Source organism: uncultured Helicobacter sp., from assembly GCF_937893305.1.
Classification (GTDB): Bacteria; Campylobacterota; Campylobacteria; order Campylobacterales; family Helicobacteraceae; genus Helicobacter_D.
Genome location: NZ_CALBGN010000019.1, coordinates 91078 through 110392 on the forward strand (window position 1 = coordinate 91078; position 19315 = coordinate 110392).

General features: G+C 35.3%; 22 protein-coding genes. 11 read left to right on the forward strand and 11 right to left on the reverse strand.

Annotation, left to right across the window (positions count from 1 at the left end):
* Positions 1–30: 30 nt before the first annotated feature.
* Positions 31–1671 carry a hypothetical protein gene (locus Q0358_RS07340; protein WP_299549531.1) on the reverse strand — a complete coding sequence of 547 codons (1641 nt, stop codon included), beginning with the start codon at positions 1669–1671 and terminating at the stop codon, positions 31–33.
* Between the two features lie 75 nt (positions 1672–1746).
* Here Q0358_RS07340 and Q0358_RS07345 point away from each other — a divergent pair, with 75 nt between their 5' ends.
* The 3 genes from Q0358_RS07345 to Q0358_RS07355 are packed head-to-tail and all read left to right on the forward strand — an operon-like array spanning position 1747 to position 3138.
* Complete coding sequence (locus Q0358_RS07345) at positions 1747–1986, forward strand: hypothetical protein (protein ID WP_299549534.1); 240 nt, start codon at positions 1747–1749, stop codon at positions 1984–1986.
* Positions 1983–2549 (forward strand): Rha family transcriptional regulator, encoded by a 567-nt coding sequence (locus Q0358_RS07350; protein WP_299549537.1) that lies wholly within the window; start codon positions 1983–1985, stop codon positions 2547–2549. Before Q0358_RS07345 ends, Q0358_RS07350 begins: the two co-directional genes overlap by 4 nt.
* Positions 2539–3138 (forward strand): hypothetical protein, encoded by a 600-nt coding sequence (locus Q0358_RS07355; RefSeq protein ID WP_299549540.1) that lies wholly within the window; start codon positions 2539–2541, stop codon positions 3136–3138. Before Q0358_RS07350 ends, Q0358_RS07355 begins: the two co-directional genes overlap by 11 nt.
* A 2-nt stretch (positions 3139–3140) precedes the next feature.
* On the opposite strand, the gene Q0358_RS07360 is transcribed toward Q0358_RS07355, so the two are convergent.
* Entirely contained in the window at positions 3141–4412 is a 1272-nt protein-coding gene (locus tag Q0358_RS07360) for a TolC family protein (protein ID WP_299549543.1), read from the reverse strand.
* 108 nt (positions 4413–4520) lie between these two features.
* On the opposite strand from Q0358_RS07360, the gene pseB reads away from it, so the two are divergent.
* The 3 genes from pseB to pseF are packed head-to-tail and all read left to right on the forward strand — an operon-like array spanning position 4521 to position 7343.
* Positions 4521–5504 (forward strand): UDP-N-acetylglucosamine 4,6-dehydratase (inverting), encoded by a 984-nt coding sequence (gene pseB / locus Q0358_RS07365; protein ID WP_299549546.1) that lies wholly within the window; start codon positions 4521–4523, stop codon positions 5502–5504.
* Positions 5501–6661 (forward strand): UDP-4-amino-4,6-dideoxy-N-acetyl-beta-L-altrosamine transaminase, encoded by a 1161-nt coding sequence (gene pseC, locus Q0358_RS07370; RefSeq protein ID WP_299549549.1) that lies wholly within the window; start codon positions 5501–5503, stop codon positions 6659–6661. The genes pseB and pseC overlap by 4 nt, the downstream gene beginning before the upstream one ends.
* 1 nt (position 6662) lies before the next feature.
* Positions 6663–7343: a pseudaminic acid cytidylyltransferase gene (gene pseF / locus Q0358_RS07375; protein WP_299549552.1), complete on the forward strand. Its 681-nt coding sequence runs from the start codon at positions 6663–6665 to the stop codon at positions 7341–7343.
* Here pseF and Q0358_RS07380 read toward each other — a convergent pair.
* On the reverse strand, positions 7334–7738 hold the full coding sequence (locus Q0358_RS07380) for a Fur family transcriptional regulator (protein ID WP_299549555.1): 405 nt from the start codon (positions 7736–7738) through the stop codon (positions 7334–7336). The two genes, pseF and Q0358_RS07380, sit on opposite strands and share 10 nt — an antisense overlap.
* A gap of 94 nt (positions 7739–7832) precedes the next feature.
* On the reverse strand, positions 7833–8477 hold the full coding sequence (locus Q0358_RS07385; protein WP_299549558.1) for a Crp/Fnr family transcriptional regulator: 645 nt from the start codon (positions 8475–8477) through the stop codon (positions 7833–7835).
* Between the two features lie 85 nt (positions 8478–8562).
* Here Q0358_RS07385 and Q0358_RS07390 point away from each other — a divergent pair, with 85 nt between their 5' ends.
* Entirely contained in the window at positions 8563–9597 is a 1035-nt protein-coding gene (locus Q0358_RS07390; protein WP_299549561.1) for a 4Fe-4S dicluster domain-containing protein, read from the forward strand.
* Entirely contained in the window at positions 9587–10285 is a 699-nt protein-coding gene (locus Q0358_RS07395; RefSeq protein ID WP_299549564.1) for a cytochrome b/b6 domain-containing protein, read from the forward strand. The genes Q0358_RS07390 and Q0358_RS07395 overlap by 11 nt, the downstream gene beginning before the upstream one ends.
* Before the next feature lie 8 nt (positions 10286–10293).
* Here the strand turns inward: Q0358_RS07395 and Q0358_RS07400 are convergent, their stop codons facing one another.
* The 7 genes from Q0358_RS07400 to Q0358_RS07430 form a co-directional block, all read right to left on the reverse strand.
* Complete coding sequence (locus tag Q0358_RS07400; protein WP_299549567.1) at positions 10294–10806, reverse strand: YhcH/YjgK/YiaL family protein; 513 nt, start codon at positions 10804–10806, stop codon at positions 10294–10296.
* A 9-nt stretch (positions 10807–10815) separates the two neighbouring features.
* Positions 10816–11283, reverse strand: coding sequence for a phosphohistidine phosphatase SixA (sixA, locus tag Q0358_RS07405; protein WP_299549570.1), 468 nt, complete (start codon positions 11281–11283; stop codon positions 10816–10818).
* 10 nt (positions 11284–11293) lie between these two features.
* Positions 11294–11980 (reverse strand): 5'-methylthioadenosine/adenosylhomocysteine nucleosidase, encoded by a 687-nt coding sequence (locus Q0358_RS07410; protein WP_299549573.1) that lies wholly within the window; start codon positions 11978–11980, stop codon positions 11294–11296.
* 1 nt (position 11981) lies between these two features.
* The gene (gene fabD / locus Q0358_RS07415; RefSeq protein WP_299549576.1) at positions 11982–12905 is read right to left on the reverse strand and encodes an ACP S-malonyltransferase; all 924 of its coding nucleotides are present in this window, start codon (positions 12903–12905) and stop codon (positions 11982–11984) included.
* A 44-nt stretch (positions 12906–12949) separates the two neighbouring features.
* On the reverse strand, positions 12950–14551 hold the full coding sequence (gene argS / locus Q0358_RS07420; protein ID WP_299549579.1) for an arginine--tRNA ligase: 1602 nt from the start codon (positions 14549–14551) through the stop codon (positions 12950–12952).
* Between the two features lie 9 nt (positions 14552–14560).
* The gene (locus Q0358_RS07425) at positions 14561–14788 is read right to left on the reverse strand and encodes a twin-arginine translocase TatA/TatE family subunit (RefSeq protein WP_299549582.1); all 228 of its coding nucleotides are present in this window, start codon (positions 14786–14788) and stop codon (positions 14561–14563) included.
* Between the two features lie 81 nt (positions 14789–14869).
* Positions 14870–15898 (reverse strand): RluA family pseudouridine synthase, encoded by a 1029-nt coding sequence (locus tag Q0358_RS07430; RefSeq protein ID WP_299549585.1) that lies wholly within the window; start codon positions 15896–15898, stop codon positions 14870–14872.
* Positions 15899–15961: 63 nt separating this feature from the next.
* Between Q0358_RS07430 and purB the strand changes: the two genes are divergently transcribed.
* The 3 genes from purB to Q0358_RS07445 are packed head-to-tail and all read left to right on the forward strand — an operon-like array spanning position 15962 to position 19244.
* Positions 15962–17293 carry an adenylosuccinate lyase gene (gene purB, locus Q0358_RS07435; protein WP_299549588.1) on the forward strand — a complete coding sequence of 444 codons (1332 nt, stop codon included), beginning with the start codon at positions 15962–15964 and terminating at the stop codon, positions 17291–17293.
* Between the two features lie 41 nt (positions 17294–17334).
* On the forward strand, positions 17335–18405 hold the full coding sequence (locus Q0358_RS07440; RefSeq protein WP_299549591.1) for a hypothetical protein: 1071 nt from the start codon (positions 17335–17337) through the stop codon (positions 18403–18405).
* On the forward strand, positions 18405–19244 hold the full coding sequence (locus Q0358_RS07445; RefSeq protein WP_299549594.1) for a DNA adenine methylase: 840 nt from the start codon (positions 18405–18407) through the stop codon (positions 19242–19244). Before Q0358_RS07440 ends, Q0358_RS07445 begins: the two co-directional genes overlap by 1 nt.
* Positions 19245–19315: the final 71 nt, after the last annotated feature.

Genomic DNA, 19315 nt, shown 5'->3' on the forward strand with positions numbered 1-19315 from the left:
TTATTGTAGTCCTTTTCTCTTAAAACTTCCCTATGCTTCTTTTTCAAATTTAGGACGCAATTTGTCTTTTTCGCTTAACTCGCTAAATAAAAGCATACTCTCTACACTTCTAATTTTGTATAAATCCAAAGCAGCAAGAGTAGAACCATCCCCTTTTACAAGCGTGAAGCCTATTTGCCCATTTGTGAGCATATCTTTTTGAATAAATTGTATGCCTAAATCTGCTAAAGATATGATTCCATTATCCGTTTGCACTCCAACTTGTGTAAAGTCAAGTTTGTTTAGCTCTTCTTCATTTAGGCTTACTGCATTACTCATTGTGCTAGCTCTCTGCTGTTTTTCTGTGAGATTAAACTCACCATCAGTTACAAAAACATCTCTTATATCAACACTCACACTTCTCCCAGAATCAAAAACAAAAGACAATTTTCCATCATCGTGAAGCTTCATCGCCACAACAGAATCCATATCTTTTAGAGAATGCGCATATTGCTCTGCTGTTTTTGGGTCATTTAAGCCTTGATAAAATTCTTTAAACTTCGCTTCGCTAAACTTCATTCCCGTAATCACTTGAAACTCTCTTTGAATAGCAAGTTTATTAACAGGTTCTCTAAAATTAACTCTGCCATTTAAATCTATAGATTGCTTATTATCTTGTCTGTAATAGTCGTTATACATTGCATTGAAACGATTCCGTATATCACCAAGATGACTAGAAGCCGTTGTCTTGTTAGCTTCATTGCGTCCATCATAAATACTAAAGCGCAATTCCTCTAAATGCGTCCTTTTATTTACCCCTGTTTTCTTATAGGCAAACTTTAGGGATTCCATTATATCTGCATACACAAAGCGTTCTAATCCAAACCCATCTTTATAACTCTCCCTTAAATCTATCCAGCCATCTTCTGTGCCATTGTTTTTAAAGAATAACCTTAAATTCTTAATACTCTTTTCGTCTATTCTTTTATAGCTTTCTTCTGGGCGAAACAAACTGATTCCATTTTTTAACTTGCTATGTCCATATTTTGAAATCTCGGCGTCTATGTCCTTTTGCGTATTAACAAATTTTGTTAAATCTAGAGCATTATACACATCACTAAGTTTTAGCACCACTTCTTCACCTTCAGAGTTATAACCCTTAAGCTTTAATTTATCAAAATACTCATCATCGGCATCTAAAAAACCATCTTGGTTGATATCTAAATTAATAAGCTTGCCCATACTGCTAATTTTTCCAGCATCATATTTGCCATTCATATTATCCAAGTCTAAAAAGACTTCCATTTTCCCAACAGGTGTATCAAGGTAACTAGATCTTCCAGCAGCATTTAAAACATCTCCATAAAATCCTGAAATTCCACTTTTTGAAAAACTATTATAAGCAGAATCAAAGATTATGTTTCCATATTTATCATATGATGCATTATGTGAGTAGAAATTTGGAGTAAAGTAATTAAGCTTATTCGCATCTAGTCCATAATCACCTCCTAAAATTCTATCAACCTTAGTATTCATTGCTGCAGCTTTGCTAAGCTCTAAACGCTCTTGTTCTCGTCTCTTTATTTCTTCTAATTCTTGTGATGTGATTTTAAAACCATTAGGCAAACTAGATTGTAAGCTCAAATTGTTTATGCTAGCTGCTGTTAAATTAAATTGACTATCAACCTTCATTAAATGACCTCCTTGATTTTATCGTTGCTAGATTTACATTGAGATTTTTCACGCTGACAAAAAAATGTTAAAAAAATGGGACAATTAGATAAAAAAGAAATAGTATATAAGCAGCCAATGGTAGGGACGCCCACTTCCTACACTCAAGCCCAAAGTCTTGATGGGCGACTGGTTCAAAAGAACATTTCATCGACTGCTAAAGAGATTATACCACAGCAAGACAAATCCACAAAGGACTTTAAATCAAAATTTAAAGAATTTAACACCAAGAAAACACATACTTTTAAATCTATAAGTAAGGAGTTGAAACGATGAATATGGTTATTAATAAACAAGAAGTTGTTTTTGAAAACAAAGATAATCAAATCTTTTGCACTAGTTTAGATGTGGCTAAGGTTTTTGGAAAAAGGCACAATGATGTTTTAAGAGCTATTGAAAACATTTTAAATGATTTACAAGAAATAGGGGATTTGCAAGCCAAACGCAATTTTACGCAAACCTACAGAAATGTTGAAATTAGGGGTTTTAGTAAAGTTCAAGGAAAAATAAGAAAAGATCGTTGTTATAATCTTACTCGTGATGGCTTCTCACTTTTAGCAATGGGCTTTACAGGAAAAACTGCACTACAATGGAAAATCGCCTTTTTAAATGCCTTTAACGAAATGGAAAGACTTCTAAAAAAGGAACTTCTAAATCCTAATAAATACATCATAGATTTAATGGCACTTGTGCAACCAAATTTGCCTCAAAGCGATTACAAAATTAGTGTAATTATAACAGATAAACCTTACTCAAAAGAAGCTAAAAATATTTTTTCTTTAGATTATCTTGTTGATAATCGCACACCAAAAGATCCAAAGGATTCTAATGAGCGATAAAGAATTAGAAATTTTTGAACTTTGTGAAAAATTAGTAGATCTTTTAGGGGATAAAGAAGCAATCGCTGATTTACAAACTTTACTAGACAGACACCCTGAAATGTTTCAAAACAAAAAACAGGTTGCCAGCTTAATCAAAAAAGTTGTCAATGATCCTGAAATTATTATCAACAATCCAACTCCAAAAAGTGAAAAAGACTACATTGCAGGGAAAAAACTAAACGAAAAGAAAATGGGTGAAGTAGGGATTCGAAAAGATGAAAATATCAGCAAAATTTTTCACGCTAACGAAAAAAATGTTAAAAAAATGGGACAATTAGATAAAAAAGAAGTAGTATATAAGCAGTCAATGGTAGGGACGCCCACTTCCTACACTCAAGCCCAAAGTCTTGACGAGCGACTGGTTCAAAAGAACATTTCATCGACTGCTAATGAAATTATACCACAGCAAGACAAATCCGCAAAGGATTTTAAATCAAAACTCAAAGAATTTAACACCAAAAAAGCAAAGACTACATTGCATAATATCGGTAAAAATATGCAAAAATTAAGTAAAATTTATTTAAAGCGTGTGTTTATCACTAAATAATCTTAATCCACAAATTCCGCTAGCGCATTTCCGTTTTTATAAAGAAATTCTGCCTTTTTTATCTCATAATCAAAGCGCGCTTCATCATAAAAACTTTGTGCGTTTAAAAGCGTGCTTAACGCATTTAAATACTGCGTATAATCAATAAGTTGTGCATTAAATTTTTCTTTTGCATAAGAATATGCCACAGAAGCAGACTTCACACTAGATTTTGCCCAAGCAATTTTCTCTTTCGCACTCTTTAATGCTTCTTTTGCAATAATTAATTCTTTTTCTTGCGTGTCTTTTAAATACGCATATTCAAAGTGTGAAGCAAGTGCATTTAAGCGCGCACTCTCTCTTGCTCTTAAAGTTGCAAAACTATCAAAAAGTGTGAAACTTATAGAGATTCCAAAGACATTTTGATAGCTTGGATCTTCTAAGGGGATGTTAAAAGGGAGTAATGGAATATTGCGATTGTGGTAATTATAGCGCGTGTAGCGGTTGCTTAAAGCAATTGTTGGCAAATAAGTATATTGTGATTTTACATTCTCTATTGCTTTTGTGGCATAGAAATTTGCTTGCAAATCTTCTCTTGTCTGCTTAGGTGCTTGCAAAGAAACTTCTTGAAGTTTTGCGCGCATATTAAGTGCTGTTACTTGTATCCCACTTAGAAGTGAAAGTTGTTCTAAATGCGCTCTATAAGCTAGCTTTACAGACTCTATTGCATAAGAATTTTGATAATTTTGTGCTTTAATTGCTTCTAGCGTATCTAAAGCAGCAAGCCCAACAGCATAAAATTTCTCATATCTTACAAGACTTTCTTCAAGTTCTTTTTGCTGGTTCTTTAGTGCATTTAGTTTGCTTTGCGCGCTTAAAGCACTAAAATATTCTTGAATAATTTTTAATTCTAATTGATCTTTTGTGCTATTACTTTGAGCATCTTTTGCTTTAATCTTATACTCTGCAATCTCTAATTTTCCTTCACGCTTTAATCCATCAAAAAGTAGCCATTGCGCTTCTAAAAACGCTCCATCAACACGCTCAGGATAAAAAATATCAGGATTTAGCGTGTTTTGATAAGCATAACCTAGAGTAACTCTTGGTAAATACTCCGCAAAAATTGCTTTTTTCTCAGCTTCTAGTGCTTTAGATTCCGTTTTTCTAGCTTGAAGAAGTGGATTTTCACGCACATTTTGCAAAAGTGTTTTTAAATCTTGTGGTGTGGAATCTAAAAGACTCTCTGCGCACGCAAAATAAAAGCAACACAAAAGCAAAATAAACAATGTCTTCAAAAATCACACTCCTTAAAAAGTCTCCATAAAATTTTATTTTACAAAACCTTAAATTAATAAAGATATTACTTGCTATAATAGAACCTATTTTTTGCAAAAAGGATTTTAATGTTTAATGGCAAAAATATTTTAATCACAGGGGGGACGGGAAGTTTTGGAAAGCGTTATGCAAAAACTTTGCTAGAACGCTACAAACCTAAAAAAATTGTAATTTTCTCTCGTGATGAGCTAAAGCAATATGAAATGGCACAAATCTACAATGCCCCTTGTATGCGCTATTTTTTAGGAGATGTGCGTGATGAAGCACGCCTAAAAGAAGCCACAATAGGAATTCATTATATTATCCACGCTGCAGCCCTTAAACAAGTCCCTGCTGCTGAATACAATCCTATGGAATGCATCAAAACAAATATCAATGGCGCACAAAATGTCATTAACGCCGCCCTTGCAAATGAAGTAGATAAGGTGATTGCTCTCTCTACGGATAAGGCTGCAAACCCCATTAATCTCTATGGCGCAACAAAACTAGCAAGCGATAAACTCTTTGTAGCCGCAAACAACATTGCTGGAACTCGCAAAACACGCTTTTCTGTCGTGCGTTATGGAAATGTGATTTGCTCGCGTGGCTCTGTGATTCCATTTTTTCAAAAATGTATCAAAGAAGGCGCAAAAGAGCTTCCCATTACAGATCCTGAAATGACGCGCTTTATGATTACACTTCAACAAGGTGTAGATTTCGTGTTAAAAAACTTTGAAAGAATGCAAGGCGGAGAAACTTTTGTGCCTAAGATTCCATCTATGAAAATTACAGAAGTTGCAAAAGCCCTAGCACCACATTTACCTCATAAAATCATTGGAATCCGACCGGGCGAAAAAATCCACGAAACAATGTGTCCAAGTGATGATAGCCATATTACTTATGCTTTTGATGATCATTATGTGATTGCCCCAACAATTCAATTTAACTTTCTAACAGACTTTAGCAAAAATGCACTTGGTGAGATAGGTAAACTTGTCCCACGCGGTTTTTCTTATGATTCTGGCTCAAACTCACAATGGTTAAGCCAACAAGAACTTTTGGAGTTACTATGATCCCTTATGGCAAACAAGAAATTTTAGATTCTGATATAAACGCTGTTGTGGAGGTGTTAAAATCACCTTTTATCACACAAGGACCAAAGGCACAAGAATTTGAAAAAGAAGTTGCAAAAAAAGTCCAAGCAAAGTTTGGAGTAGGTTTTAATAGTGCAACTTCTGCCTTACATTGTGCTGCCCTTGCGCTTGGATTAAGAAAAGGGGATTGGTTATGGACTAGCACAAATAGTTTTGTTGCAAGTGCAAATTGTGGAATCTATTGTGAAGCAAAAGTAGATTTTGTAGACATTAACCCAAAAACTTACAATCTTGATGTAAAAGCCCTAAGTCTAAAACTTAAACACACTAAAAAACACAAACTTCCAAAAGTGCTTGTTGTTGTGCATTTTGCAGGGCAAAGTTGCGATATGGAGAGCATTTGGCAACTTTCACAAAAATATGGCTTTAAAATCATTGAAGACGCTTCCCACGCACTTGGTGGGAGCTATCGTAAGTATCCTATTGGCTCTTGCGTGTTTAGCGATATTACAATTTTTAGTTTGCACCCTGTAAAAATTATTACTTCAGCAGAAGGTGGAATCGCTACAACAAACTCTCCAAAATATGCCAAAAAAATGCAAATGCTAAAAAGCCACGGAATCACAAAAGATCCAAATGACTTTGAACGCAAAAAGCAAGGTGATTGGTATTATGAGCAACAAATTCTAGGCTTTAACTATCGCTTAAGTGAACTTCACGCAGCACTTGGACTCTCACAACTTAAACGCCTTGAAAACTATGTAGAAAAACGCAATACTTTAGCAAAAATCTATCATTCACATTTAAGCGATTTAGAACTCACTTTGCCTTTTATAGAGTCGTATAATTACAGTGCATTTCATCTTTATGTTATTGTGCTAAATAAAAAGAGCGGAATCAAACAAAAAGCCCTTTTTGAAAAGCTTATTAACGAAGGTATTGGCGCGCAAATCCACTATATCCCTATCCATTTACAGCCTTTTTATGCGCGTTTTGGATTTAAAAAGGGGGATTTTAAAAATGCGGAATCCTATTATAAACACACAATTACCTTGCCACTTTTCCCAACTTTAAGCGAACAAGAGCAACAAAAAGTGATTCATCTCTTAAGAGATTGCATCAACAAAAAGGCTTAAAATGTCTTGTATCTGTGTGATTCCAGCACGTGGTGGGAGCAAGCGGATTTTACGCAAAAACTTAAAAGACTTTTGCGGTAAACCTATCATTGCTTATAGTATTCAAAATGCTTTGCAATGTGGAATCTTTTCTAAAGTTATTGTTTCAAGTGATGATGTAGAGATTTTAGAATATGCGACAACACTAGATGCGATCGCCCTAAAACGCCCAGATTATTTAAGCGATGATTACACAGGCACTAGAGAAGTGATTTTACACGCCCTAGAAGTTTTAGATTTAAGCGCAGAATCCTTTGTGTGTTGCTTATACGCTACTGCGCCACTTTTGGATTCCAACACGCTTAAAAATGCTTTTTTACAAGCACAAAACAACACACAAGATTGCTATTGCTTTAGTGCTGTGGAGTATGATTATTCTCCATTTCGTGCCTTTACCATTATAAATAACAAAAATACAATGCTTTTTAAGGAGCATTTTGACAAACGCTCCCAAGATTTAGAAAAAATCTATCATGATGCGGGGCAATTTTATTTTGCTAGAGTGAAAACTTGGAGGGAAAGAGAGAATATTTTTGAAGGCTCTTTTAGCTTTATTTTGCCGCAATCTCAAGTGCAGGATATTGACACACTTGAAGATTGGAATCTTGCAGAGTTAAAATATAAACTCTTAAATTATTCTTGACAATGCACACAAATCCCAAGCATCGCAATAGAAGTTTCTTTAACCTGAAAACAAGAAACATCAGTGCAAGCCTTTTTTAATGTATCAATACAATAATCTAACTCCACATCAACAATGCTCCCACATTTTTCGCACACAAGGTGAATATGAGGATTTTTCACAAGTTCATAGCGTTGCTTTTGATTTGGCAATTTAACCTCATCAATAATTTTAGCCTCTTGCATAAAGGTAAGGTTTTTATACACTGTTGCTAAGGACATTGAAGGATTGCTTTCTTTGATATTTTCATAAATCTCATCAATACCGATATGTCCAAACTTTTCAATTTGCTTTAAAATCGCAAGGCGTTGTGGCGTGATTTTTAAATGATTATCTTTTAGCAACTTTTCAAACATCTATATTCCTTAAAACTTATAAAATTTTATCTCATAAAAAAGCCGCTTATACTACAAAAATTATTTTTATTTTTCAATAAAAATTATCAACAATTTATAAAAGTTCTATGATCCCACGCTTCGTTTTGACTTTGCCTTGTCTTTCAAGCTCTTTTAACATTCTTGATACTGCCTCCCTAGCACTCCCTAAAGCATTTGCTATCTCTTCGTGCGTAACATAAAGAATTTTGACATCTTGGTGTTGATGATCTTTTTCTTGTAAGCGCATTTTTAAAAACTCTAAAATCCTATCCCCCAAAGGATCAAAAGCCAAAGAGCTTAGAGAAAACACAACGCGAGAAAGACGCTCACTCACTAAATCTACTTGAAATTTTCTAGCCACTGGGTATTTTTCACAAAGAGCATTAAAAGTTTTGCTAGGAAGAATCATCACGCTAGAAGTTTCTACGAACTCTAAATTCACATCAAAACAAATGTTTTTTAACATACACGAAGCTGAGAGAATACAATACTCATCTTTTTGCAGAACAAAAAGATTAATCTCTTTACCATTAGGCGAAACAATATACGCACGCAATGCACCATCTAAGATATACACAAGCCCACGACATTCATCATCTTCACTAAAGATTTTATAATTTTTAGGAAAGCTTTTTGTATAAATATTTTGCGCATATACTGCACAATCACTTGATGAAACTCCCCAAGATTCCATTAATTCTTTAATTGTAGCGTTCAAAACCAACCTTAATAAAGTAACTTTGTTACTCTATTCTATCTAAACTCCACATATAATTGCATAAATTTAACCAAAAGGCAAAACAATGCAACACGTTAATCGCCGTAATTTTTTCAAAATTATAGGAATCGCAAGTGCTGGCGCAATGAGTCTTAACGCAAAAGAAGCTCCACAAAAAGCCCCATTAAAAACACCTTATAAAACTGCATCAATCATTGATATAGGGCGTTGTGATGGCTGTAAAGATTTAGGCATTCCAAAATGCGTGCAAGCCTGTCAAAACAAAAATTTACCAAACTTCCCAAACCCTATTGCACAAATCCCTTATTATTTTCCTAGAAAAATTTATGAAGATTACTCCAAAGAACGCAACAATATCTCACGCTTAACGCCTTATAACTGGACTTATATAGAAAGCCTTACCCTTAACACACCAAAAGGCACACAAGAAGTCTTTATCCCTAGGCGTTGTATGCATTGTGATGATCCAACTTGTCAAAAAATCTGTCCTTTTGGAGTGATTAGTAAAGACGAAAATGGCGCAGTAAGCATTGATGATCAATTTTGCTTTGGAGGGGCAAAATGCCGCGATGTTTGTCCTTGGGGAATACCACAAAGGCAAGCTGGAGTTGGAATCTACTTAAAAATCGCTCCAGAACTAGCTGGTGGTGGAGCAATGTATAAATGCGATTCTTGTGCAGATTTACTCGCAAAACATCAAGCTCCTGCGTGTGAAAGCTCCTGCCCTAAAGGAGCAATTATCTTTGGCAAAAGAGATGAAATTTTTAAAAAGGCTGAAGAACTTGCAGAATCCTATAAACAAAAGGCACAAATACAAGGCACTTATATTTATGGAGATACTCAAAATGGAGGGACTTCAACACTTTATGTTTCTCCAATACCTTTTGAAATGTTAGATAGTGCCTTAAATCAAAAACATAATTTCACAAAAGAAAAACCACAAAAAGTAGGGATTCCACATTTAAATTTAAAGGTGAAAAATTTTGTAAGCAGTGATTCAACACTTATTAAAAGCGTTCTTCTAGCTCCTGTTATTGGAGCAATTGCCGGAGGGATTGCTATTGCAAAATCAAACAAAGGAGATAACAATGCAAAATAACATTGCCAAAATTCAACGACAAAGCCTACAAAATAGAATCGTACATTGGGGTGTTGCCCTAAGTATTTTTGGATTGATTTTTAGTGGAATCTTGCAAATGCCAGTAGCAAAACGCTATATGCTAAATGAACTTCCGCTTATGGGTTGGAGTGGCGATTATCACATTTCTTTGATGCTCCATTATGTTTTTGCGGTAATTCTTTGTTTTTTTGTATTTTTTCATATTGTTTTTCATAGCGGACGCAAAGAATTTGATATTCTCCCTAAAAAAGGAGACTTCTCTAAAAGCGTTGCAGTGATTAAAGCAATGCTTTTAAAGACGAAAGAACCACCAAGTGAGAAGTATTTACCAGAACAACGCCTGGCATATATTGGAATCGCATTTGTTATTCTTTTACTGATTGTAACGGGACTTATTAAAACCTATAAAAATTTAAGTGGTCTAAATCTAAGCGAGAGCGTGATGTTTTGGGCTACACAACTCCATAATTTAGGAATGTTTTTAATGATTTTTGCAATTATTGGACATTTAGCTGCATTTATCTTTAAAGAAAATCGCCCATTGCTTAGTGGAATGTTTAGTGGAAAAATCAGCGCAAAATATGTCTTACACCGCCACAGCCTTTGGGAAAAAGGCGTAAAAGAAGCATCAAAAGCGCAAGATGAAAAGCTACAAAAGGCTTTATAACACTTGGTTTAGAAATTTAATTTTACATATTCTTTTGGGACTTTAACCACCACTTTTTTCACAAGTGTTGCATTAGCGTCTGTTGCGATTCCACCTGCGTGTGTATCTAATGGCTCAAAAACCGCAAGATTACCTACAAACAACTGCACGCTAGAAATAAATGCACTAGGATAATACTCAATTAAATCTTTTGTGGAATCCAAAGGTGTTTTCACCTCACATAATGAATGTGGAGCGACAAAAAAAATCTCTCTACCCTCTACAACCATTTGAAAATCCACCATTTGACTGTGACTTTCATAAAAAGCATCTTTTGGTGTTTTTGTGTAATAAGCCTGCTCAATTGCCTTTGCTCCACCATCAAAATACACTTCAAACTGCTCTTTTGCATTTAAAGCGCAAATGCGCTTATGCACTTCACTATCTGCATCAAGTGCATCAAAAAGATAACCAAAAACTCTACCTAAAACTTCATTTTTTTTAAATTTATTTGCAGCATCTGGCAAATATCCTAAAAACATTTAGAATCCTTAAAAATTATTCAACCCTACTAAAATCCAATTATCTTCATTTTCGCGCTCAAGCTCCACCACGCAACCCTTGCTTACACGCAAATTTAATGTCCCTTTTGCACAAATAAAACGCACATATTCACTAATGCTAGGCTCGTGTCCTACAACAACAAGCGTTTGCCAATCCTCTTCTAGTTTATCTTTATTGCGCAAAAATCCCTCGATTCCCTCTTCTGGATTAATATTTGGCGTCAAAAGAAAAGTGCAATGTGCTTGCTTTTTGGTAATGTATTTTGCAGTATCGCACGCACGCAATGCTAAAGATGAGATCACCGCATCTACATTTGGATATTTTTTGCTAATATACTTTGCAATTCTCTTTGCTTGTTTAACGCCTTTTTTTGTCAAAGGTCGTTTTAAATCATCCTTATCAATCCACTTTTCCCTATCCTCCGCTTTTGCGTGACGCACCAAAATTAAACGCATAACAACTCCTTTATAGTTTTTCTATCATCTTAATCACAAGTGAAGCACTAATTCTAGCACTAGATTCTAAAAATTCTTCATAACTTACCAATGCTTCATCACCTGCATTATCAGAAATCGCACGGATTACACAAATAGGGGTGTTTAGATTATCACATACCACCGCAACACTTGCTCCCTCCATTTCAATTGCATCTGCATTAAACTCCTTTTTGATCCACTCTTTACGCTCTTTTGAGCTAATAAATTGATCACCTGTTGCAATAACTCCTTCGTGGAGTTTAATATTACTTTCTTGTGCTGCGATTTTTGCGATTTCATTTAATGCGAAATCTGATTCTGTGAAAATCTTGCCTTCAGAAAAATATCCAAAAGGATGTCCAAAAATTGTAATATCTACATCGTGTTGGCAGAGTTTGCTAGCAAGTACCAAATCACCAATTTTATAACTAGGATTAATCCCACCTGCTACGCCATTAAAAATAATTTTTTCGCAACCAAAATGCAAAATCATTGTGCTAGCAGTCAAAGCAGAATGCACCTTGCCAATACGACTACAAGAAATAATTAGCGTTTTATCTCCTAGTATTACCCTATAAAAAGTATTACCACCAAATGCAATTGTTTCATATTCTTTATAATGCTCTAAAAGTGGTGTGATTTCTTCACGCATTGCCCCTATGATTCCAATGATCATTTTAATCCCTTTGTAAAAATTCTTGAATTTCAGCATAAGTCTGTAAAGACAGCGTGTCTTTTTGACTCAAGCGTTTATTTAAGCCCTTCAATACGCTTCCACCACACTCTATAAAACCTAAAATTTCACTATCATTTTCACGAATGGATTGCTTATACAGCACAGGTTTTACGAGCTGATTTGCAAGCAATTCAAGTGCTTGTTCTTTTGTATGATATGGCTTTGCACTAACATTAGAGACAATAGGAAAAGTAAAAGTATCACAAAGTGTTTCTTCTAAAAGAGATTTAAAATCTTCACACATACTTTCAAGCACAGGGCAGTGGCTTGCCACGGACATAGGGAGCATTAATGCTCTTTTTGCGCCAAGCCCTTTTAGCTCAACTTCTAAACTTTGCAAATCTTCTTTGCTGCCACCTAATACCATTTGTCCATCACCATTATAATTTGCACACCAAACTTTTAATCCAAGATTGCGTTTTTTCTCACAAAATTCTTCAAGCATTACATCATCCAAGCCAAGCACAACCATCATTCCTGCAGCCTTTGATTTACACGCTTCTTCCATTAAGATTCCACGCTTATGCACAAGAGAAATTGCATCATCAAATTTAAGCGCGCCACTAGCACATAATGCACTAAATTCTCCCAAAGAATGCCCAAGCCCAAATGCGATTCCATCTTTTTGTAATTTTTCTTTTGCTAGCAAAAACACGCTATAACTCACAAGCAAAATTGCAGGCTGTGTGTATTGCGTGAGATTTAATTTAGCATTTTCCTCAAAACATAGCTTTTGCATATCTTCTTTTAAAATCTCACTTGCTTGATCAAACAATGCCCTAACTTCTGCACTATTTTCAAACAAATCCTTGCCCATTCCAACACTCTGACTCCCTTGACCAGGAAAAATAACTGCCTTACTCAAAAATTCTCCTTACATAATTAACTTTTTACTTGCTTGATAAATTTTTACATACTTGTTTTTGCTTTAACACCCAGCAAATCTAGCCCCAAGGCAATAGAATGCGCCACAACAACAAGCACTTTTAAAATCTGCTCTTCTTGTGCTGTGTTTAAAATCTTTGTTTCATTATAAAAGCGGTGAAAATCCGCAGATAGAGCATATAGATAATCTACAACTTTATTAACTAAACGCTGAGAAAACGCATCACTTAAAACCTTTGTAATCCCAAGTGCAGACACTAGCAAATCGCGCAAATTATCTTGTAATTCCCACGCTTCATATTGTTCTAATGTGCAATTTTTTAAGTCTTTTATTGCGAAGTTTGATTTAGAAAATAGCGTATGGATTCTAGCGTGTGCGTAATTAATATAATAAACAGGATTGCTAGCATCTTGTGTTTGTAGCAAATTCACATCAAATTCTAAATGTGTATCCGGTTTTTTGCTCAAAAACATAAGGCGCAATGCGTCCGCTCCTACCTCATCTACCACATCTTTCATCAAGATAAAATTCCCTGCACGCTTGCTCATTTTATAAGGCAATCCACCCTTTAAAAGTGCCACCATCTGTGCTAGCAAAATTTCTAATTTTTGACTCTCAAAACCCAAATACTCTAAAGCTGCCTTAACTCTTGCAATATAACCGTGATGATCTGCTCCCCAAATATTAATATAATGCGAAAACCCACGCTCAAATTTATCTTTATGATAAATAATATCTCCCGCTAAATAAGTAGGCTCTCCGCTCTCACGCACAATCACACGATCTTTTTCATCTCCATATTCTGTGGATTTTAGCCAAATTTTTCCATCACTCTCATACACGCCATTATGCGCTTGAAGAGATTGCAAGGTGGAATCCCATTGTGAAAAAAGTGCTTTTTCACTCACATAAGTATCAAAAACGATTCCAACTTGCGCTAGATTACTTTTAATTTCTAAAAGCATTTTATCTTTACCAAACACACTAAGCTTTTCTAAGGATTCTAAACTCTCAAAAACACTCTCTCCAAACTCCACCATAGCCTCTTGTGCTAACTCAAAAACATATTCCCCTTGATAGCATTCTGTTGGCAATTCTCTATTCTCTTTAAAAGCCAAAGAGCGTCCTGCATAGTAAATAGACTTCCCAAGTTTTTCAATTTGTGCGCCTGCATCATTAATATAGTATTCTGTATGGATTGTATATCCTAAAAAGCGTCCAATGCGTGCTAAACTATCACCAAACACTGCTCCGCGTGCGTGTCCTATATGTAAAGGACCTGTGGGATTTGCACTAACATATTCTAATAGAATTTTTTCATTTTTGGATTCCAACTTTTTAGATTGAAAATCATCTTGCAAAAACTCCCAAGCACATCGCCCTAAAAACACATTGCTTAAACTAAAATTCACATAACCATTGACCACGCTAACGCTTGCAATTTGTGAGAGAGATTCTAGCTTTTTAGCAAATTCTTGCGCAATGATTTGTGGAGATTTACGCAACTCTTTTGCAAAACTAAAAGTCGGCAAGGCAAAATGTCCAAAACTCTTATCACGTGGCTTTTCTAATACACTAGAGACTCCAAGTGCGCCATCAACAATTTCTTTTATTGTGTGATACATTACTAAACTTTAAACTTTTGCGGTTTCATTTGGCTTAGAGTCTGTTTGCGCTGTTGTTGTTGTATCTTGTTCAATCTTCGTATTTTGCGCTACTTCTTCATCATCTTCTTTGATTGCTTTTTTGAAATTTTTAATCCCAGAACCCAAACCCTTCGCTAAATCTGGAATCTTTTTTGCCCCAAAAAGCACAATAATAATCAATAAAATAATGAGTAATTGCTGCCAACCAATCGCCATAAATAATCCTTTAAAATTGAAATTTGCTAGATTATAACATAATCCCACATAAAATAAAAAAGATTCCGTATTTTTGAGTAATTATTCTATACCTAAAACATCTTTATGAATCTCAAAATTCTTCGCACTTTTAAAAGTATATTTCTTGCCCTTATAAAAAAATTGCAATCCATAAGCATGGAGCATTAAACGCGTTGCTCCAAAATATTCTAAGCGTTTTTCATCGCTTAATGCGTTTTTGGATTCCAACTTTTGCGTGATAAACTCACCATCTAAATATTCTCTGCTATGCAAATCCTTTGCTCCATATAAAGGATCTCCTAAAATTGGAATCCCTAATGCTTGTAAATGCACTCGAATTTGATGTGTGCGACCTGTTTTTGGCAACACTTTTAAAAGCAAAAATCTAGAATTTTTATCAATCTTATCTTTTGTTAAGATTTCATTTTTTTCATCATCAAATTCCAAAATCCCTAAGATTTCAAAATCGGTTTTTGCTTCTTTAAATTTCAATCCATTATGCGCTTGTGAGTTTGCAAAATACACAGAACGCACGCACAAATCCCCACCTTTTTCTTGTGTGGCAATAGGTAAAGATAAACAAAAATTACCATTTGCATTTTGGATTCCAACTTTTACACGTGTTAAGGCTAAATATTCTTTTTTTATGCTGTTGTTTAAAAACATTAACCCAAGTTCAGTTATGCTTTTTTTATGCTTACCAACTAGCACTAAACCGCTTGTTTCTTTATCAATCCTATGTGTAAGGTTCGCATTTACTCCCAAATACGCACGCACTTCATCAATAAAACTATGATGTGTAAATCTCCCTTTTGGATGGATTAGCATTTTAGAAGGCTTATTAAAAATTGCAAAATCTTCATTTTCAAAAAGCGGCTTTAACCCTATGGAATTAGGCTCAAAAACAAGCACTTGCACGCAATGGCTTAAAACTTTTGCTTTTTCTTGTAGCTCTACACCTTTATAACGCACTCTGCCTTTATTGATATAGCGTTGCGCTTCTGCCATAGAAAGATTAAGTTGTTGCATTAAAAAAGCAGTAGCTTTTATGGGAGAATTTATTATAAATTCTTTGTAGATATAGGGCATTTTCTAACTTTTAAGGGGGGTTATGTTAGCATTATTGTAGCACAAAACTAGAAAGGATTATTTATGGTAGAGCGATACGCAAGAGAGCAGATGAAAAAACTATGGGATATGAATGCAAAATATTCCGCGTGGCTTGAGGTGGAAAAGGCGTTGGTTAGAGGCTGGAATAAGCTAGGGCTAATTCCTGATAGCGATTGTGAAAAGATATGCAAAAACGCGAAATTTGACATCGCTAGGATTGATGAAATAGAAGCGGTTACTAAACACGATTTAATCGCCTTTACCACTTCAGTAGCAGAATCTTTGGGCGAAGAATCTCGCTGGGTGCATTATGGGATCACTTCTAGCGATTGCATTGATACGGCTGTGGCGTTGCAAATGCGAGATTCTCTAAAGATTATTTTAGATGATATTAAGCAAGTAAGAGAAGCGATAAAAGTGCGCGCATATCAGCATAAAGACACGCTAATGGTAGGACGGAGCCACGGAATCCACGGAGAGCCTATCACTTTTGGGCTAGTTTTGGCGATATGGTATGATGAGCTAGGGCGGCACTTGAAAGCTTTAGAATCTACTTTAGAAGTCATCTCGGTAGGGCAGCTAAGCGGGGCTATGGGCAATCTCGCTCATACACCTATGGAGCTAGAAACACTTGTCTGCAAAGAGCTTGGACTTACACCTGCCCCTGTGAGCAATCAAGTAATCCAAAGGGATAGATACGCTAGGCTTATGAGTGATTTAGCCCTTTTGGCTAGTAGCTGTGAGAAAATCGCTGTTGAGATTCGGCATTTGCAACGCACGGAAGTCTATGAGGCTGAAGAGTATTTTGAAAGCGGGCAAAAGGGAAGCTCTGCTATGCCGCACAAACGCAATCCGGTTTTGAGTGAAAATATCACAGGGCTTTGCAGAATGATCCGCGCTTATGCCCTGCCAGCAATGGAGAATGTCGCGTTGTGGCACGAGCGAGACATTAGCCATAGTAGTGTGGAGCGATTTATTTTGCCAGATAGCTTTATCACCACAGATTTTATGCTAATGCGTCTAAAAGGGCTGCTTGAAAAGCTCGTAGTCTATCCTAAAAATATGATGAAAAATCTCAACCTTACCGGTGGGCTTGTCTTTTCACAACGCATCTTGCTTGAGCTGCCCAAAAAGGGTGTATCACGCGAAGATGCTTATAAAATCGTGCAAAGAAATGCGATGAAAGTGTGGGGTGATTTACAAGAAGGCAAAGCGGCGGTAAATGATAAGGGCGAGAGCTTGTATTTGCAATATCTTTTGGCAGATAGTGAGCTTGTGGGGCTTATCGGTGAAGCAGCAATCCGCGAGTGCTTTGAGTTTAGCTACTACACAAAAAATGTGGATTCTATCTTTAAGAGAGTGTTTGGGGAGTGAAAGTCTATCCATATTTTTACAAACCATAAGTAAGGAAAGTTATGCTGCACGCGAAGATAAAGAATTTTTCCTACACAAAATCTTGGGAGCAAGATTTAGAGCGATATGATTTTGATAATATCAATGACCTGCCTAGTAAGTGCATTGTAAATTTTGGTAATAAAAGCTTTGCTTTGAGTAAATGGGTGAGTCCCAAACGCACAAGATCTTATCCTTACGCTAGAGTGTATGATACTTTTGGTAGTGGCACAAATAAGGTAGTAACGATAATCCCACTTATAAAAGATGAAGGGATTAGTGGCGATAGAGATTACTTGCAATGGGATAGCCTTAGCCTTATGAGTTTGCTTAATGTTTATGTAATCATTGCTTTTTATGATAAAGCAGAGTTACACCCCACAAAGCAGGGTAAAATCACAAATCAGCAATTTAATAATGATGATATATGTAGGCAGTTTAGCAAGCTTGCAAATTATCATCAATCAGCATTACATTGGAACATAAATCAGCTTGAAAATCTTTCTATTTTGGCAAAAAATGCTAAAGATGCCTATACAGAGATTTCTAAAGATCTTGGAGTAAGACTTCATAGCGTAGAAAATATTGATAATTTCATTGCAAAAATCATAAAAAGTAAAGAATCTTTTATGGATTTTTCACGGACAAAAGCTAGGGTAGCTCAGCATAGAGAAGTGCTAACTACCCAGCCAAAGGAGCAAATTGGCATAGGACAAAAATATAAAATCACTATAGAAAACTATTTAGGTGGGCAGTATTTTTTCACTTGTGATGATGTGCTATTACAAGATAATATGTTGATTTTATGTGAAAGTAAGCACAGCAAAAGTGCATTGCTTCCAAGCAATGATGATATAAAAGACGGACTCTTAAAACTTATGCTTTATAACAATATAGATTCTATCGTAGGGCACGAGAATTTTAAAGTAGTTTTACGACTTACTTCAGGATTATTGCAAGATAGTTATATGTTGCCTAATGATGATTTGCAGGATTTTATTAAGCGTAATTCTTTTTCAAAATCACATATTGCAACACTTGAAGCACTTAACATAGAATCTAGTAAAAATCATTTTGAAGTATGGATAAACTGATGAAAAGCTATTATAAATCCCCGCTTCGTTATCCCGGAGGCAAAAGTAGAGCAATAAAATTTCTGCAAGACTTTTTTCCTAAAAATTTTAAAGAGTTTAGAGAGCCATTTTTTGGCGGTGGGAGTGTGGGGCTTTATCTTGCACAAACACATACAAATGCAAATTTTTTTGTTAATGATTTAAATTATGATGTATATTGCTTTTGGCAGACTTTAAAAGTAGATTCTAACAATCTTATTGCAAATGTTGAAAGAGTAAAAACAAATTGTAATAATGGCAGAGATTTATACACAGAGATTTTACATCGCAGACAACAAAATTTAAGCCCCTTGCAAAGAGCAGTAGATTTTTTTATTTTAAATCGCATTACTTTTTCGGGTTTGCTTGATTGCGGAGGGTATTCCCAGAAGGCTTATGAATCTCGCTTTACACAAAGTAGCATTGAGCGACTTAAAGTTATATCGCACATTTTGCAAAATTTTCATTTTAGCAGTGAGGATTATGAAATGCTTTTACAAAAAGAAGGGCAAGATGTGTTTATGTTTCTTGATCCACCTTATTTTAGTGCGATTAAGTCAAAACTTTATGGCAAAAAGGGCGATTTACATACAGGCTTTGACCATAAAAGGCTCTGTGAAAATCTTAAAAACACACCGCATAAATTTTTGCTAACTTATGATGATAGTGAGTTTATTAGGGATCTTTATAGGGATTTTTACTGCAAAGAATTTAGTGTGCAGTATGGTATGAATAATGTGAAACAAGATAAGGCACAAAAAGGAAAAGAGCTTTTAATCAGCAATTTTTCTTTTTCTCATCTTTCGCTTTTTAGTGCGTAGAATTTTTATATATAGTGATGTTTATAGGGATTGCAAACATAAAGCTAAGATAGAATCTAAAATGCGTGATG

What these genes read in the sequence shown, in the direction of transcription:
- argS (WP_299549579.1), bottom strand. Translation starts at nt 14,551, where the DNA reads ATGTATCACACAATAAAAGAAATTGTTGATGGCGCACTTGGAGTCTCT.
- Q0358_RS07425 (WP_299549582.1), bottom strand. Translation starts at nt 14,788, where the DNA reads ATGGCGATTGGTTGGCAGCAATTACTCATTATTTTATTGATTATTATT.
- Q0358_RS07400 (WP_299549567.1), bottom strand. Translation starts at nt 10,806, where the DNA reads ATGTTTTTAGGATATTTGCCAGATGCTGCAAATAAATTTAAAAAAAAT.
- pseF (WP_299549552.1), top strand. Translation starts at nt 6,663, where the DNA reads ATGTCTTGTATCTGTGTGATTCCAGCACGTGGTGGGAGCAAGCGGATT.
- purB (WP_299549588.1), top strand. Translation starts at nt 15,962, where the DNA reads ATGGTAGAGCGATACGCAAGAGAGCAGATGAAAAAACTATGGGATATG.
- Q0358_RS07430 (WP_299549585.1), bottom strand. Translation starts at nt 15,898, where the DNA reads ATGCCCTATATCTACAAAGAATTTATAATAAATTCTCCCATAAAAGCT.
- Q0358_RS07390 (WP_299549561.1), top strand. Translation starts at nt 8,563, where the DNA reads ATGCAACACGTTAATCGCCGTAATTTTTTCAAAATTATAGGAATCGCA.
- Q0358_RS07445 (WP_299549594.1), top strand. Translation starts at nt 18,405, where the DNA reads ATGAAAAGCTATTATAAATCCCCGCTTCGTTATCCCGGAGGCAAAAGT.
- Q0358_RS07440 (WP_299549591.1), top strand. Translation starts at nt 17,335, where the DNA reads ATGCTGCACGCGAAGATAAAGAATTTTTCCTACACAAAATCTTGGGAG.
- Q0358_RS07380 (WP_299549555.1), bottom strand. Translation starts at nt 7,738, where the DNA reads ATGTTTGAAAAGTTGCTAAAAGATAATCATTTAAAAATCACGCCACAA.
- Q0358_RS07355 (WP_299549540.1), top strand. Translation starts at nt 2,539, where the DNA reads ATGAGCGATAAAGAATTAGAAATTTTTGAACTTTGTGAAAAATTAGTA.
- Q0358_RS07345 (WP_299549534.1), top strand. Translation starts at nt 1,747, where the DNA reads ATGGGACAATTAGATAAAAAAGAAATAGTATATAAGCAGCCAATGGTA.
- sixA (WP_299549570.1), bottom strand. Translation starts at nt 11,283, where the DNA reads ATGCGTTTAATTTTGGTGCGTCACGCAAAAGCGGAGGATAGGGAAAAG.
- Q0358_RS07395 (WP_299549564.1), top strand. Translation starts at nt 9,587, where the DNA reads ATGCAAAATAACATTGCCAAAATTCAACGACAAAGCCTACAAAATAGA.
- Q0358_RS07340 (WP_299549531.1), bottom strand. Translation starts at nt 1,671, where the DNA reads ATGAAGGTTGATAGTCAATTTAATTTAACAGCAGCTAGCATAAACAAT.
- Q0358_RS07410 (WP_299549573.1), bottom strand. Translation starts at nt 11,980, where the DNA reads ATGATCATTGGAATCATAGGGGCAATGCGTGAAGAAATCACACCACTT.
- Q0358_RS07350 (WP_299549537.1), top strand. Translation starts at nt 1,983, where the DNA reads ATGAATATGGTTATTAATAAACAAGAAGTTGTTTTTGAAAACAAAGAT.
- pseB (WP_299549546.1), top strand. Translation starts at nt 4,521, where the DNA reads ATGTTTAATGGCAAAAATATTTTAATCACAGGGGGGACGGGAAGTTTT.
- pseC (WP_299549549.1), top strand. Translation starts at nt 5,501, where the DNA reads ATGATCCCTTATGGCAAACAAGAAATTTTAGATTCTGATATAAACGCT.